Source organism: Pseudomonas sp. 13B_2.1_Bac1, assembly GCF_025466155.1.
Lineage (GTDB): Bacteria > Pseudomonadota > Gammaproteobacteria > Pseudomonadales > Pseudomonadaceae > Aquipseudomonas > Aquipseudomonas aylmerensis.
Map to the genome: position 1 here is coordinate 117,652 of NZ_JANLOH010000053.1, position 14,637 is coordinate 132,288.

At 51.2% G+C, this 14,637-nt stretch carries 11 protein-coding genes, 1 tRNA gene and 4 pseudogenes; 10 read left to right on the forward strand and 6 right to left on the reverse strand.

Annotation, left to right across the window (positions count from 1 at the left end):
• Positions 1-44 precede the first annotated feature (44 nt).
• Both NTD80_RS13180 and NTD80_RS31340 read left to right on the forward strand, forming a co-directional pair.
• A complete protein-coding gene (locus tag NTD80_RS13180; RefSeq protein ID WP_262133954.1) occupies positions 45-1,271 on the forward strand; it encodes an MFS transporter in 1,227 nt (408 codons plus the stop codon).
• Between the two features lie 181 nt (positions 1,272-1,452).
• Positions 1,453-1,581: pseudogene (locus NTD80_RS31340) on the forward strand (DUF6538 domain-containing protein); the annotation flags it as partial.
• A gap of 692 nt (positions 1,582-2,273) precedes the next feature.
• On the opposite strand, the pseudogene NTD80_RS31345 reads toward NTD80_RS31340, so the two are convergent.
• Positions 2,274-2,360: pseudogene (locus tag NTD80_RS31345) on the reverse strand (hypothetical protein); the annotation flags it as partial.
• A gap of 76 nt (positions 2,361-2,436) precedes the next feature.
• On the opposite strand from NTD80_RS31345, the pseudogene NTD80_RS31350 reads away from it, so the two are divergent.
• The 3 genes and pseudogenes from NTD80_RS31350 to NTD80_RS13195 all read left to right on the forward strand — a co-directional run.
• Positions 2,437-2,934: pseudogene (locus tag NTD80_RS31350) on the forward strand (tyrosine-type recombinase/integrase); the annotation flags it as partial.
• A gap of 724 nt (positions 2,935-3,658) precedes the next feature.
• Complete coding sequence (locus tag NTD80_RS13190) at positions 3,659-3,982, forward strand: helix-turn-helix transcriptional regulator (protein WP_262133956.1); 324 nt, start codon at positions 3,659-3,661, stop codon at positions 3,980-3,982.
• Positions 3,942-4,928, forward strand: coding sequence for a reverse transcriptase family protein (locus tag NTD80_RS13195; protein ID WP_262133957.1), 987 nt, complete (start codon positions 3,942-3,944; stop codon positions 4,926-4,928). The genes NTD80_RS13190 and NTD80_RS13195 overlap by 41 nt, the downstream gene beginning before the upstream one ends.
• Positions 4,929-5,038: 110 nt before the next feature.
• Here the strand turns inward: NTD80_RS13195 and NTD80_RS13200 are convergent, their stop codons facing one another.
• The gene (locus NTD80_RS13200; RefSeq protein WP_262133958.1) at positions 5,039-5,650 is read right to left on the reverse strand and encodes a recombinase family protein; all 612 of its coding nucleotides are present in this window, start codon (positions 5,648-5,650) and stop codon (positions 5,039-5,041) included.
• A 1,355-nt stretch (positions 5,651-7,005) separates the two neighbouring features.
• On the opposite strand from NTD80_RS13200, the gene NTD80_RS13205 reads away from it, so the two are divergent.
• The 3 genes from NTD80_RS13205 (at position 7,006) to NTD80_RS13215 (ending at position 9,984) form a co-directional block, all read left to right on the forward strand.
• The gene (locus NTD80_RS13205; RefSeq protein WP_262133959.1) at positions 7,006-7,416 is read left to right on the forward strand and encodes a hypothetical protein; all 411 of its coding nucleotides are present in this window, start codon (positions 7,006-7,008) and stop codon (positions 7,414-7,416) included.
• 1,180 nt (positions 7,417-8,596) lie between these two features.
• A complete protein-coding gene (locus NTD80_RS13210) occupies positions 8,597-8,995 on the forward strand; it encodes a hypothetical protein (protein WP_262133960.1) in 399 nt (132 codons plus the stop codon).
• 14 nt (positions 8,996-9,009) lie between these two features.
• Positions 9,010-9,984, forward strand: coding sequence for an HNH endonuclease (locus NTD80_RS13215; RefSeq protein ID WP_262133961.1), 975 nt, complete (start codon positions 9,010-9,012; stop codon positions 9,982-9,984).
• A 95-nt stretch (positions 9,985-10,079) separates the two neighbouring features.
• Here the strand turns inward: NTD80_RS13215 and NTD80_RS13220 are convergent, their stop codons facing one another.
• Positions 10,080-10,322 (reverse strand): helix-turn-helix domain-containing protein, encoded by a 243-nt coding sequence (locus NTD80_RS13220; protein WP_082781558.1) that lies wholly within the window; start codon positions 10,320-10,322, stop codon positions 10,080-10,082.
• Positions 10,323-10,390: 68 nt separating this feature from the next.
• On the opposite strand from NTD80_RS13220, the gene NTD80_RS13225 reads away from it, so the two are divergent.
• On the forward strand, positions 10,391-10,651 hold the full coding sequence (locus NTD80_RS13225; protein WP_262133963.1) for a hypothetical protein: 261 nt from the start codon (positions 10,391-10,393) through the stop codon (positions 10,649-10,651).
• Positions 10,652-11,493: 842 nt separating this feature from the next.
• A pseudogene (locus NTD80_RS13230) lies at positions 11,494-11,775 on the forward strand (TonB family protein); the annotation flags it as partial.
• Between the two features lie 1,185 nt (positions 11,776-12,960).
• Here NTD80_RS13230 and NTD80_RS13235 read toward each other — a convergent pair.
• From NTD80_RS13235 to NTD80_RS13245, 3 genes are all read right to left on the reverse strand, one after another.
• A tRNA-Ser gene (locus tag NTD80_RS13235) sits at positions 12,961-13,050 on the reverse strand.
• An 83-nt stretch (positions 13,051-13,133) separates the two neighbouring features.
• Positions 13,134-13,847: a phosphoribosylaminoimidazolesuccinocarboxamide synthase gene (purC, locus tag NTD80_RS13240; RefSeq protein ID WP_010212191.1), complete on the reverse strand. Its 714-nt coding sequence runs from the start codon at positions 13,845-13,847 to the stop codon at positions 13,134-13,136.
• A gap of 27 nt (positions 13,848-13,874) precedes the next feature.
• A complete protein-coding gene (locus NTD80_RS13245; RefSeq protein WP_065899398.1) occupies positions 13,875-14,633 on the reverse strand; it encodes an MBL fold metallo-hydrolase in 759 nt (252 codons plus the stop codon).
• Positions 14,634-14,637 lie beyond the last annotated feature (4 nt).

Below are 14,637 nucleotides of genomic sequence, written 5' to 3' on the forward strand. Positions count from 1 at the left end.
CTCGCCTGAACTCAGGCGACATTCCCCTTCTGGAATCCAGCACCATGCCAAGCGCGAGCCAGGCCCCCAGCGGCCGTCCCGAACATAATCAACAGAGTGTCAAACAGCAGTGGCTGGCGATTCTCTCGGTCGCCGTGGGCGCCTTTGCCCTGGTCACCAGTGAGTTTCTGCCGGTGGGCGTCCTCAACGACGTCGCCAGCGACCTCGGCATCAGTGCCGGGCACGCCGGCCTGATGGTGACCCTGCCCGGTATCATGGCTGCCCTCGCCGCCCCGTTGCTGTCTGTCAGCATTGGCGCCATGGACCGTCGTTATCTGCTGATCGGCCTGACGCTGATCATGATCATCGCCAACTCGGTCGTGGCTTACGCCAGCGACTTCAGCCTCCTGCTGTTCGGCCGCGTCCTGCTGGGTATCAGCATCGGCGGCTTCTGGGCCACGGCAATCGCCCTCAGCGGCCGCCTCGCCCCCAAGGGCGTGGGCGTCGCGAAGGCCACCTCGATCATCATGATGGGCGTGACCCTGGCCACCGTACTCGGCGTCCCCGTGGGCACCTGGCTCAGCGGCCTGATGGGCTGGCGCATGACCTTCCTGGTCACCGCGCTGGTCGGCGTGCCGGTGCTGCTCGCGCAAGTCCTCCTGCTGCCCCGCCTCAAGCCGGAAAAGGCCATTCAGGTGCGTGACCTGCCCGCCTTGTTCATCAACCCGCAAGCACGGGTCGGATTGATCGCCGTCCTGCTGATCGGCCTGGCGCACTTCGCCGCCTACACCTACGTCGCGCCCTTCTTCAAAAACAGTTCGGGCTTTGACGGACCGACGATTGGCTCACTGTTGCTGCTCTACGGCGTGGCCGGGGTCATGGGTAATGTCTTCGCCGGCTTTGCCGCCAACCGCAGCGTGCGCCACACCTTGCTGCTGGTCGCACTGATGATCGGCACCAGCACCGCCATGTTCCCCTACTTCGCCACCGGCATGACCGGCGCAGCGATGCTGATCGCCCTCTGGGGCTTCGCCTTCGGCGCCTTCCCGGCCTGCGCAAGTATCTGGATGTTTGTCGTGGCCCCCAAGGATGTCGAACGCGGCATGCCACTGTTCGTCGCCTTGTTCCAGGTGATCATCGCCCTGGGCTCGTTCTTCGGCGGCCGGATTGTCGACCAGATGGGCAGCGCGGTGCTGCTGAGCCTGGCCACGGCGTTGGTGGGCTGTGGGTTCGTGACGGTGCTGGTACTGGGGCGTCGTGTGAGTAATACCCTGGTGGCCCAGCCGAGCTGATCAAAACCGCAGAAACGAAAAAGCCCCGTAGCTTGTTCAGCTACGGGGCTTTTTCTATGTAATGGCGGAGAGATAGGGAGGCTCCACATAACGGAAAAAAACCCAAAGACCATTGCATTGCGGGGCCTTCACAGCCATTTTACGTACAATAAATACGTACAAACGATCACTGGCACATCAAATGGCAAACAATTTAGAACTTCAAGGTGGCACCTACCACGTCAGGCTAGCCGTCCCCGTAGACGTACAAAAAGCATTCGGCGGACGTCGTGTGCTTTCTCAAACACTCATGACAGGCGTGCACCAAGAAGCACTGGATCGCAGGCTCCCCATTCTTGCGGCATGGAAAGCTCAAATCAAAATTGCACGCGAAGGCAAACCATTACCTGAAGATTGGCAGGAAAACCTGCTTTCTGGATTGCTTGAACTGGAAACCCTTAAACGAAATCGAAAACTGAAAATTATCGGCGAACCTACAGCCCCGCTCAACGTGAGCCCATCGGAAGTCGAAGCGTTCAAACTCGAAAATCCAGTATTTATGACCTTACTGGAAGGTATCGTTGATCACGAATGGGACAATGGAGTCGATGGTGAATTACGTATTCAAGAAGGGTTAAATCAAGCCTTTAAAAGAACCATTCAAGACGCATTTACGTCGAAGCATCGGCTTTCTCCCGACGAGTACAAGGAATTCACAAATCTCATTAATAACCCAACGGGCTACACACCCAAATCGCCCATCACCAAGGCAAGGCTGGCATCATTCCGAACCTTTCGTGAAAACAGAAACATCGCTGCCAAAACGATTGATCAGCAACAGTCCAAATTAGAAAAACTGTCGGCATACCTCACGCAAACAGGTAAACCTCTAGACTTCGATGCGATTTCGTCGTGGTTGGATTCAATCAATTTGGCAAGTAAAACCCTGACGCAATACCTGCTGGCGGGGAATGTCTTCTGGAAATGGGCAATGAAGCACGACGCTCGTTGGCGGGTCGACTACAAGGACAGAGCCAACCCGTTTGAAGAACACGATCTGCCGAAAGTAAGAGGCAGGGACAAGGTAGATGCGCAACGTAAGGACTTCACCTTGGATGACCTCACAAAGCTACACGCGGCGGCGGTTTCAGAAGGACTGCCGGCCCTCGCGGACCTGATCCTACTTGGAACCTTCACAGGCGCCCGTATCGAAGAACTGTGCCAATTGAAGAAAGACAACGTGATCACCGTGGATAACGTTCTTAGCTTCGATATTACTGACAGCAAGACCAAAGCTGGAATACGGATCGTCCCAATCCACCCTGGCATCATCGATCTTGTAAAGCGACTGATGAACGATTCGACTGATGAATACCTTATCGCGACCAAAAGTCGTAGCAAATATGGCATCCGATCAGACGCGATGGTGAAGGCTTTTGGCAGGTTGAAGACGGCCCAGGGATTTGGTTCGGATCGTGTTTTCCACTCCATCCGGAAGACCGTTATTACCCAGCTTGTCAGGGCGAACGTACAAGGCACTTTGATTGCTGAACTTGTAGGTCATGAAACCGGGTTGGTTACGTTTGACGTGTACAGCCAAGGGGCGACAATCGCACAAAAATTCGATGCGATATCGAAGCTTCCACCGTTAAGCAAGCTTGAGTCTGCTGGCCTCGGCACTTAACTGTCACAACCAACCCCATACTGGGACCCATGGGCCTTTAGGCAGAATATAGGGTGGTATCAAAACACCCTCGCCCACCCCCCTCCCGTCTTCACCCCAAAAGCCCATTTGTGCAACGCCTGGATACAGGTCCGACCACGAGGGCCGCAGCAAACGTAAGCCTTGATCAAAGCCAGCGGATTTAATTCGCTAAAAGCGAATTATTTTTTTGACTATTTTGAATTTGTCTGCAAATATCTAGCTGCGGTCGATGATTCATCTCGATTGTTGTTGGTGCATAGCACCGTGGAGGCTTTAGCCTCTAACCCTTGGGCGGCACAGTCGGCGTACGTCGTGATCTACGCGTATCACCGGTGCGTACCGACCTAGTCAGGCTTCGTCGAGACTCGAAGCCAGGTGATTCCAGCGAGGGGGAAAAGCACAGTTCAATCATCGTTTATTTGGCTTGTAAAGGTTGCTTCGAGAGGCTGATCCGTTGGATTGGCGCAAACCCTTACAGGAGCATCAAAAATGCAACCAAATGATGAAAAAACCGCAGGACTGTGCCTGGTTAAACGGAACAAACGGAAGCGTCTGAAGCTGCTCAAAGCTTTTCTATATGCGATAAAGATTTTGGTACCACTTTTCGCATTGATTGATAAGCATTGGACAAGACTAGTAGCGCTCTTCGAATGAGTATGCATAACCTACCCCGCTGTCGTCACATATTTGCTGTAGGTGTATTATGCTAAACAAAGCACTTAAACTCATCCGATCATACTATGACATCTCACAGACCGAACTGTCATCGCAACTCGGAATATCAAACTCACACCTGTCCGAAATCGAGTCAGGTAAAAAACAACCTTCCATAGAGCTACTGCGAAAATACAGTAGCAACTTTGACATCCCTCTTTCATCAATACTGTTTTTTTCTGAACAGTTAGATTCTCAAAAGCCAACCGATCAAATACGGGTCGGAATTGCAAAGACCATTGTTTCATTACTTGAATGGAATGAGAATCGAAATGCAGCCAAAGAAGAAAGAAAAAGCAAAACTAAAGCCTGACAACCAAATCCCAGTCAATCAATGCCGCTTATACAAAGTCACTTCACCGAAGCGATTGGCTGAAGCTTTGAACTTGAGCGTGCCGGATTTGAATGAGTTACTAATATGCACCAAAAACTATCGCTTCTTTGAAATTCCGTTATCAGTCAATCCATTCACAGGAAAGACTCGAAAAAAACGCTCAGTGCAAGAACCAACGCAAAAACTACGACGCGTACATAATCGAATCTTGTCTTTGTTGCGACGGATGAGTTACCCGGATTATGTTCAAGGTGCGGTAAAGCACCGATCATATCAAACAAATGCGGAAGCTCATAAAGGTGCACGCGAAGCCGCAACATTTGACATAAGCAGCTTTTATGGTTCAACCAAATATCATCTGGTCCATGACTTCTTTGTACGCGTCATGTGCTGCCCCAGCGACATTGCAGGAAAGCTCGCCAATTTAACGACTTGTAACGGGGCCATGTCTACCGGTAGCCCGTTGAGCCCATTACTGTCGTTTTGGGTCGCAAAAAAAATGTTTGATGAGTGCCATGCACTTGCTGGCTCATACAACCTAAAGTTCACATGTTACATAGATGACCTGACCTTTTCTGGCGAGAAAATTCCACGCATACTCAAATCAAAAATAAAAATCATTGTAAGTCGGTATGGATACAAGCTCGCAGAGCATAAAACTCGTCACTTCAAGTTCGGACAGCCTGCACATATTACTGGCATCATCTCACTTGACAAAAAGCTGCATGTTCCTTTTTCAAGGTTAATGGCAGTTCGTAAGGTTACAAACGCAATCGAAGGCAATGGTGAATCTTTTGGCTTCACTAAAGAAGAACTGAAAAAGAAGCTTGCTGGTATGGTAGGCGAAGCAGCGACGATTGATAGTCGATTTGATAATTGGGCTATATACACTCGGAATGACATTGTAGACCCTCCAATCTCTTAGCAGCCGCGACCAAACCATGCTGGGTTCAGTTCCACTGTGACCATACTTCGTTATTGTCCTTACGAGCTTCACTACCACCTTATTAACGATTCATAGTGCATTTATACTCTTCACTCTCCAACAGCGTCGTACGTGCTTCCCCCACCCGTAGTGGCAGTGACATTCCAATGACGCTTTACCGTAGCAATGCCAATACCGAGTTCACTGGCAACTCGTGTCTGAATAAATCCTTGCTGTTTCAGTCGTTGTACGTCGTTCGTCGTCTTGATCGCAACAGGACGACCAAGCTGCTTTCCCTCAGCCTTGGCGCGCATCAAACCTTGCTGCGTACGCTCTATCAGCAGGTCACGTTCAAACTCTGCGACTGCGCTCAAAACCTGCATTGTCATTTTGCCTGCCGGACTGGTCAGGTCTACGCCGCCTAATGCGAGGCAATGCACGCGAATTCCAATTCCAGCTAAATGTTCAACGGTCTGGCGCACATCCATTGCGTTTCGGCCCAATCGGTCCAGTTTGGTCACGATCAGTACGTCACCTGTTTCCATTCGATCCAACAGCTTTTGAAACCCTTGCCGCTCACAGGCAGCGATGCTGCCCGATATGACTTCTTCTATTACCCGGCTTGCCTGTACGTCGAATCCCGCTGCTTTCACTTCTTGCACTTGGTTTGCTGTGAACTGAGTGGATGTTGAAACACGGCAGTATAGAAATGTTCGGGACATGGGATGTGCTCACGTATCATTAAACGTGGTATCACTGTAGATTGGTATCGTTATAATTTCAAGGCTATTTTGTTGATACGTTTACGGCCGTCATTTTCGGGCATCATCAACCGGTCGTTTGATGATGCTACCTGCGGAGTACCCGGATCATGCTAGCGATGCCTTCATTGCTCGTGTCCAGCGTCTCTAGGGCGCCGACGATGTTTCTGTGGGTCTCTATCCCCCCTGATCCCGAACCCAGTTGCTCAACTCTTCGATGGCAGCGCCCAGAGCGTTCTGGTTCAGCATAAGCAGTTCCAAGGCATCGGCGGTCATTTCGTTCAGGTCATCCATGAGAGGCATCCTCGGTTGTGGTGCAAGAATCGTAGACCAGCTAAAGCTTGGCTGGGGCTGGGTGCCGCCGTCTTGCAGAATTTCGCTATTTGAACACGTCTGTGCGTCCTGAATGTTGGAGGCTAGTCCGACGCTGAGTTCTCACAGGGGCAAGCTTGTCCGTTTCGAGCAGGCACAACGGAAATACTGGGCTACAGACGTGCCACACATCTAACACTTGGACGGAACACTTACAGCGCCCACTAGTATTCGGTACGTTTAGCCCAAGTTCTTTTGGGATATGACCGAGGTTTTCATTGGATGGAACTTCGCCCACAATGTCCTTATCAATCAAAGACAAGACCGAAAAGCGAGAGCCTGCAATGTCTGCCAATGACGACCTGAGTACGTGGAATACTCAATGGCGATTATCTGCTACGAGTGTCATGTGTAAAACGTGCAAGGCGGAACAGAACGAAGCTGACAAGGCAATGATGTTTGAACATCTAGCGGGGTGCGGATATGCCGGACAGGGACACCGCCCCTGGGATGACCTTGATCAGATCACCGCACATTTCAAGAAGCCAAGGCAGAGCTAGTCCCCGCTAGGCTGAGGTTTCAGGATTAGTCCCTCTCCCCATCTGTTGACCGCCGAGAATGTGGCCCCCCGCCCGTTTCCAGACCAATACCTGGCGGACGTCTCTCGTTGGACAGTTCGCTGAAATAGGCTAGCCCACGCGTAGTTAGGCTTAACCGCATCTTGCCAGGATGCCCGTGTACAACCTCGGCGTTGACATACCCTGTGTAAACGAATGATCGGAGAAGAAGCTCATCATCTTGATTGAGAGCCATCCATGCACCTCGCCCAACTGAGTCCAATAGACGCTGATGTTCGTCTCGGTAGTGGGACATATAACTCCAAATGGCAAAATGCCATCTCTAATGGTACGCCTATTGGACCTGTGGAGGGATCGGGGTGATGAAGGGTATGCCTACACATCGCCACCATGGATAATCCCTGCACGATCAAGGAGAGCTGACGAGTGGAACGACTGAACGGGTGGCAAAGGCTTTGGGTGCTGGTGAGCTGCCTGCTCGGAGCGGTAGCTGCCGTTCTCATCGTTGACGGCATAGAAACCGAAAGCCAGTTAACGACTTGGTATAAGGCCGACAAGGTTATGCAGAGTATGGAAATCGAGCATATCCAGAAGAAGGACGCGGGTATCGAACCTCGGAGTATTTACGATACATCCGACAAAACGGTGGCCGAAGTTGATGAGCGCAGCAAAGAGACGGACCAGCGCTACCAACGGGACTTATTGGATTTGCCAGGTAAGCAGTTCAAGCACGTCGCTACTGGGATTGGGATATGGCTGGGCTTATGCGTCAGCCTCTATGTAATGGGATGGCTCATCGGGTGGGTTATCCGTGGCTTCCGCCCCAACGCTGTATAACCCATCACGGGAGAGATTCGCATGCATGGAGAAGGATGGAGACGGCTGTGGGAGTTGGTGAAGTGGGTTGCATCCATCGCTGCTGGGCTCTACACAGTATTCACGCTCTTTGAAGCCGCACCGCAAGTCCCTGAAGAAAAGGTGACCAACCTATTCACAGGAATCATGTTTGTCGGTGTGGTGGCAGGCCTAGTTACAGGCGTATCTCTGTACGCTTTGGAGTGGGTTTATCGGGGCTTTCGCCCGCTGCCTTTTGCTCCCACCGAAGCGGATCAACCATCACCGATGGGGGTACCCGAAGCGTCACAGGAACCACGTCTAGCACTGGGTCATCAAGAGAATCAGCAAAACCCTTCAGCGTCGCCAACCCCCTTACGGGAGCCTGTGCGACGGGACTGATCGTAGCTGCGTGGTCCAACCGCCAATGTGATCTTACCCAAGGTTGTCACGTTGGCCAGTTCAGGCATTAGGTCTCTGGCTATATCTACCATTCCTTGCCACGTAGAAGGGCAAGCAGCAAAGGCGGTGTCTCAGAGTCGATAATATCGCTCTTCGTATGTCGATTATCACGCCGCTTTCGATGACGAACGCAGACAGGTTTGAGAGGTATGGAAGAATTGTAGTGAATTAGGTTAGGTCTTTGACAAGGATGCCGAACGGACTTGCCTAACGCCACCCCGACCTTGACTTATGGCCGGTTGCCACTACATATGTCAGGTGGGGTGAAATTTTTCATCCGCATGAAAAACGCGGTGGCTTTAAAAGTCACGACTGAAAACCAGTACCACAGACGAAAAGGACAGCTCATGTTGACTGATATCAAGCCCGGCCCAAAACCCAAACGCGATGATGGTAAGGACGACAGAAGGCACCATGTGAACCCTGAAACCAAGCCTAAGCACCCTACGCTTCCAGTACATAAGCCTACAAAGTAGTAATGGCACCTGCTATTCGCATTGGACTGCCAAGTTTGTGCAGTAATGTGAATGCAGTCCCACTGTCTGGGTGGTTGTTGCCGTCTTGCTGGATGTTGGTAGCTCGACACGTCTTACGTGTCTTGAATGTTGAAAAACGATCTGATGCTAAGCGTACGCTGGGACAGGATTGTAGTGTCCAATTTAATCTTTTTCAGGCGGTGTGCTATCACATAACTTCAACTGCATTGCACCAGGTACGACACATGCTCAAACAACTGAAAACCGCTGTGATGATGGTCATGGTCCTAGCGATAGCTGGATGTTCATCAGCCCAAGTTGACCCGGCCTCGGTAGCCGGGGAGAACTATGGGCCTTATCCAGATGACTACCAAGAGACAGTGAAAGCCTACTTCCAGGAACATCTGAAAGACCCGTATACCGCCCAGTACCGATTCAAAATGCCCTATAAGGCATACCTACGTGATGCGCCTGTCAGTGGTGGGAAACCGATTGTTTTTGGGTACGTTGTCGAATGTGGTGTGAATGCCAAGAACAGTTACGGCGCATACATTGGCGAGAAGGTCTATACGCTGTTCCTTAGGAACGGAGTTGCAGCTCCTATCACCCCCAATCCGTGGTTCCAAGAACGCTGGTATCAGTAGGTGTGTGGGTAATTATGGACGTTAAATTGGAAGCCCTAAGACCGACGAGAAAATTGTTGATCATCGATTGTGTGCAACAAGCGGGCATCGACGTCTCTGCTTGGAGCTTCAGGAGTGATGGTCACCCTGTGGCCTTGCCCCAATCTAATGGAGGATATTGTTACGAATGGTCATTCCGGAGCAGCAACGGAAGCATATTGCTATTGTGCGTTTGGTTTGAAGAGCTGCAAGTTGATGATCATGGGAGAGTTTTCTTCTCAAGAAATTTGAAGGTATATGCGGAAGATTTGATTCGGCAACTTGAGAAAGTTCCAAAAAACAGGAATCGAACAATCAAGGACCCGAGCATTAATCGTGCAGGGCATTTTCACGCGACTGTTCAGCTGGCACACCTAAATGCAATTCCTGTTCGAGTGGTAATCGTGTCTGGTCCTGTACGTGAGTCGGATGAAATCGACCCTGGAACTGATCGTGCCATCGGCCGTTATTTAGATGATCAATTCTGGCAAGTGGAAGGCTTTAACGACGATACAGGGGCTTTCAGCCTCGTGCGAGGTGGTAACAGTCACCAAACTTTAGAGCCTGTAGTGGACCCTATCGACAGGGTGCCGAACATACCCGAAAAATACGGTTCTGTTGACGCGGGGATAATTGTGGACCAGTTTCACGCCGAGCCCCGACCTTCTACTTACACCTACCAAGGCGTGCAGCGATATCGTGATCCAAGTGTCCGAGCAATCGTGTTAGCGAGGTCGAAAGGTATTTGCGAATTGACAATGGCGCCGGGGTTTCGGATGGCAAACGGCGGCACGTATCTAGAAACTCATCACATAATCCCGCTCTGTGAGGGGGGTCCTGACACCGTTGAAAATGTCATTGCGTTGTCTGCTGATGCACACCGCCAGGCTCACTACGCCTTGAACCGTGACGAGCTTAGGCAGCGATGCCTTGAGATTGTCAGATCGTACGAATCTGCGGTGAACGTCTGATCAAGAAGGCTACTTTAGGGTTTCAATCAATCATCACTCGATGAGTTAACGACCCACGCATTCTGGCTAGTCCCCTTGTAGGGGCAAAGCAGCAATCAATTTGACTCAGGGGTGTCGCTAACTGCTTTCTCTAAATCCGATATGAGAACGGATGGAGGGCACCGCAATGCATGTGCAAGCTTGAACACAACTGCAATTGTGGGATGGTGAATTCCTCGCTCGATCAAGCTGACATAATTGCGCTGCACGTCAGCCTCATGGGCAAGCTGTTCCTGGGTCAATCCGGCGTCCTTACGCTTCTGGCGAAGGACCTTTCCGAAAGCTACGCCGATATCCACTTTTACAGTCCGGTCTCAAAGACGGGTCACTGTCGGTGATGGCTGTGGATACGTCCTCACAGTATACTATGAATATTGAGATCAAATTCACTGAAACCGAGGTCAGTATGAAGCTCTACACATCCATATTTATCGCCGCAATCAGCATGCCGCTAGCCAGCATTGGCGGTATCTGCTCATTGGAGTTCGGATACGTTTCCAGCTTCCGGCAAGCACTGGGCGTTGGCGTCCTGGTGGGCTCTGTGATGCTGCTGGTGGCCTTGACCTTGTTCCTGGCAGGGGTGCCCTCGACTTTGCGGCGTTTGCGCGCACCGATCAATACGAACTGATTTCAAGGACGAATAGCAATGCGAAAAACAGGGGTTGAACAGTACGCAGTCAGTAGGCCGAAATTAAAAAGCAGGACCGCCGCAGTCGGGTTGAATGTACTGCTTCCTGGGGCTGGCTACCTGTACATGGGCCGTTGGTTCGCGGGTATTTTCGGTGGGGCGTTGATTCTGGCAATTCTAATGAGCAGTTCTCAAGAACATTTTTTTGGGGTTTGGATAGTTACAAATCTAATTATGGCCATTGACATGTGCCTGTTGAGTTCAGACCGCCAATACAAACAAAAGGATTTTCAATGAAGCTTCCATTGGTAGTGCTTTTATCCACACTGGCATCTGTTACCTATGGTGCTGGACTTGACTCCGCAGCATGGTATCAATTCAACACGCGCATGCATGAAATGTTTGACACGACAGGTTGGGAATTTCGGCAAGCTGTTGACACCAAGCAGATAACAAAAGATTTACAATCCAATCAGGCAAGGGCACAAATCAAATATAGCAGGCCCGGCATCTATCACGGGCGCATCAGTAAGATCATGATGGATGATCAAGGAGCTTTCTTCATAATTGATCAAGGAAAAAACACTGCTGTAACGGTATTTATGTCAGGGTATCAGGCTTGGCCTTGGAAGGTTTCTGGGGGGAAATCGGAAATCACAGGAATTCAATTATTCAATGAGTTTGCCGCCAACTTCGATACAGGACAGGAACTGTACTTTCAATGCCGAAGGGTGGAATTTGGGCTTGGCATATATCTAAGAAACTGTCTGGTATTTCCACCGAGTGTAGCGACTTCGCGCTCCGCCCCTGAATTGATCAATGAAGTTGATATGGGGGCAAACTTTGACGAACTGATCAAAGCTCGTTCCGCTGAAGGCTGGACACGTCCACCGTCAGCAAGGAAGGGAATGGTCGTTGAATTGGAAATCGGTATGACGCCAGATGGTACCGTTAAAGCAGTTCGTGTAGCCAAAACCAGTGGTGATGAACCGTTTGATACTTCAGCGGTTGCCGCAGTCAAAAACATTGGTCGATTGACCGAAATGCAAGAAATGAAACCATCGGATACCAACCGATATCAATCCTTCAGGATGAAATTCACACCAGAAGATTTGGCATTATGAAATTATTGTCTTAAAAACCGTCAATAATATTTCTACCCACCAAATTTTCCATCCGATCATTCATTAATTAAGGTGTTAATAGAATGTACTAGATCAGCCCTACGGGCATCGCCTGCGGCGATCTAGTATACTTTCTTTTAATCTTATAGAACCCTTACTGAAGAAAGTTCCGGACGGATTTTCCCTGTCCAGGAAAATCCTTCCAAGGGAGTCTGAAGAACGTCCCCGGCACGGCCCATACTAGACTTGCATACAACAAGTATTATCTTGATGTTTAGCTCGCGCGGGTAACCCTATGCACGATTAATGTCTGTTTTTTGCTTCGCAGCAGCTACGGTATCCGATTGAGTCCAGTATGACGAAATTCAATCGAATCGATGGTTGCATCTTTTTCTGCAGAGCCATCATCCTGTCATGGTCCATAATTCATTGTTCTAGTTTGGCGATAGAGGTTGCAAATCCTTCCGATTGTGACTTCCCGGAAAAACCCGCTTACGCAACATTATCGCACGGCCATCTACACCCAACGTTCTTGACGTCTCTTAGAAATTGATACCGTTCGAATTTATGGTCGATTATGGTTTCGACCTGTACACCTATTCTACTTACCGCCCGATGCCAGATTAAACATTGGCGGAATATATAGTTCAGGAACACACAGGTATTTATGTCGGTCAAATGCCAAAATCGAAGGAAAATCGAAAATATTTTCAACTTTCGATACGCTGACGCTAAATCGAACCAGCGGCACCCATAAGCCCGCCCAAGACGCGCAAGAAAGACCTGCCACCACCCTAGCAAGTACCTTCCGATCGCCACTCAAACCGAACCCTGGCGCCTTGCACAGAAAGAACTAGGACGGATGCTCAATCAATCAATTTTCATGCTTAATCGGTGCCGTATTAATCGTGCAGTTAAACCATGCTGCACGTGGCAAACACGGACTGTTTGAAAAACCCACATGATATGTAAAGAATACTGAACGTCCACTAGAACAAATCGTTCCGATCCGTCTACACGTAGGGGCTATCGAAGCACCATCCCCCTACTTAAAGGGCATGCCGTCGGGTGCGAAATTTTGGTACGGCGGGAGGGGAATCTGCGGCTTTTTTACGTACAAACTCTACGTACAACCAAAAAACAAAAAGCCCCTGAAACCATTGATTTCAGGGGCTTTCATTTGTATGGCGGAGAGATAGGGATTCGAACCCTAGGTACCGGTGAAGGTACAACGGATTTCGAATCCGTCCCATTCGGCCACTCTGGCATCTCTCCAACGGCGCGCATCATAACAGTGTGTTTCGCGGAAGCAAACCCCAAACGCGATTTTTTTCCGTGCTATCAGATGCTTGCGTCGATTAAAGCGGTACGCCGAGACGATTGGCGACTTCTTCGTAGGCTTCGATCACATCACCGAGGCCCTGGCGGAAGCGGTCTTTGTCCATCTTCTTCTTGGTGTCCTTGTCCCACAGGCGGCAGCCGTCCGGGCTGAATTCGTCGCCGAGGACAATGGAGCCATCGTGGAATACGCCGAATTCCAGCTTGAAGTCCACCAGCAGCAGGCCGGCGTCGTCGAACAGCTTGCTCAGCACGTCGTTGACCTTGAGGGACAACTCTTTCATGCGCGCCAGTTGCTCAGCGGTGCCCCAGCCGAATGCCACGACGTGGGATTCGTTGATGAACGGGTCGCCCTTGGCGTCGTCCTTCAGGAACAGCTCGAAGGTGTAGGGGTTGAGCTTGAGGCCCTCTTCCACGCCCAGGCGCTTGACCAGGCTGCCGGCGGCGTAGTTACGCACGACGCATTCCACCGGGATCATGTCCAGCTTCTTGACCAGGCACTCGTTGTCGCCCAGCAGTTTGTCGAATTGGGTCGGAATGCCGGCCGCTTCGAGTTTCTGCATGATGAAGGCGTTGAACTTGTTGTTCACCATGCCCTTGCGATCAAGCTGTTCGATGCGCTTGCCGTCGAACGCCGAAGTGTCGTTGCGAAACAGCAGGATCAGGCGGTTGGCGTCGTCGGTCTTGTAAACCGACTTGGCTTTGCCGCGGTAGAGTTCTTCACGTTTTTCCATGATGGGCTCCGCTTTGAGTGAGGTGGGCTAGGCGATGTGTCGCCAGTCGAGCCCTGAATCTTGATCGGCCAGTTGCAGCCAGTCCGGGTCGCACCCAAGGGTGTCGACAAAACATTGCCGGGCAAGCGTCGGCAGGTTGTTCTTGCTGCTCAAGTGGGCCAGGACCAGGTGTTGCAGGTCTTGCCAGCCCAACTCATACACCAGGTACGCCGCCTGGTGGTTGTTCAAATGTCCCAGTTCGCCACCGACCCGCTGCTTGAGAAAGTAGGGGTAATGACCGCGCGCCAGCAGGTCCCGGCAGTGATTGGATTCGATCATCAATGCATCGAGGTTCCGGTAACCGTCCAGCACCTTGGCGCAGTAGGAGCCCAGGTCGGTGAGCACGCCGAAACGCCGCTCACCATCACTGAATACATACTGCGTCGGTTCCTGGGCGTCGTGCGCCACGGCAATCACATCAATGCTCAACGCACCGATCTGCAGTTGCTCGCCACCGGCCAGGAAACCTGCGGGTTCAATCGGTTTGCGCATCCCGCGCAAGGTACCGCGACTGAGGTACACCGGAAGATTGTAGCGCCGAGACAGCAAACCCACGCCATGCACGTGGTCGGCATGTTCGTGGGTCACCAGAATCGCGCTCAGCTGCGTGGGGTGAACCCCCAGGCGCAGCAGGCGCCGCTCGGTTTCCCGTAACGAGAAACCACAATCCACCAGCACGTACGTGTCGTCATGAGCGACCAGCGTGCCGTTCCCTTGGCTACCGCTGCCGAGAACGGCAAAACGCATCGGA

What these genes read in the sequence shown, in the direction of transcription:
- NTD80_RS13180 (WP_262133954.1), top strand. Translation starts at nt 45, where the DNA reads ATGCCAAGCGCGAGCCAGGCCCCCAGCGGCCGTCCCGAACATAATCAA.
- NTD80_RS13190 (WP_262133956.1), top strand. Translation starts at nt 3,659, where the DNA reads ATGCTAAACAAAGCACTTAAACTCATCCGATCATACTATGACATCTCA.
- NTD80_RS13195 (WP_262133957.1), top strand. Translation starts at nt 3,942, where the DNA reads ATGCAGCCAAAGAAGAAAGAAAAAGCAAAACTAAAGCCTGACAACCAA.
- NTD80_RS13200 (WP_262133958.1), bottom strand. Translation starts at nt 5,650, where the DNA reads ATGTCCCGAACATTTCTATACTGCCGTGTTTCAACATCCACTCAGTTC.
- NTD80_RS13210 (WP_262133960.1), top strand. Translation starts at nt 8,597, where the DNA reads ATGCTCAAACAACTGAAAACCGCTGTGATGATGGTCATGGTCCTAGCG.
- NTD80_RS13215 (WP_262133961.1), top strand. Translation starts at nt 9,010, where the DNA reads ATGGACGTTAAATTGGAAGCCCTAAGACCGACGAGAAAATTGTTGATC.
- NTD80_RS13225 (WP_262133963.1), top strand. Translation starts at nt 10,391, where the DNA reads ATGAATATTGAGATCAAATTCACTGAAACCGAGGTCAGTATGAAGCTC.
- purC (WP_010212191.1), bottom strand. Translation starts at nt 13,847, where the DNA reads ATGGAAAAACGTGAAGAACTCTACCGCGGCAAAGCCAAGTCGGTTTAC.
- NTD80_RS13245 (WP_065899398.1), bottom strand. Translation starts at nt 14,633, where the DNA reads ATGCGTTTTGCCGTTCTCGGCAGCGGTAGCCAAGGGAACGGCACGCTG.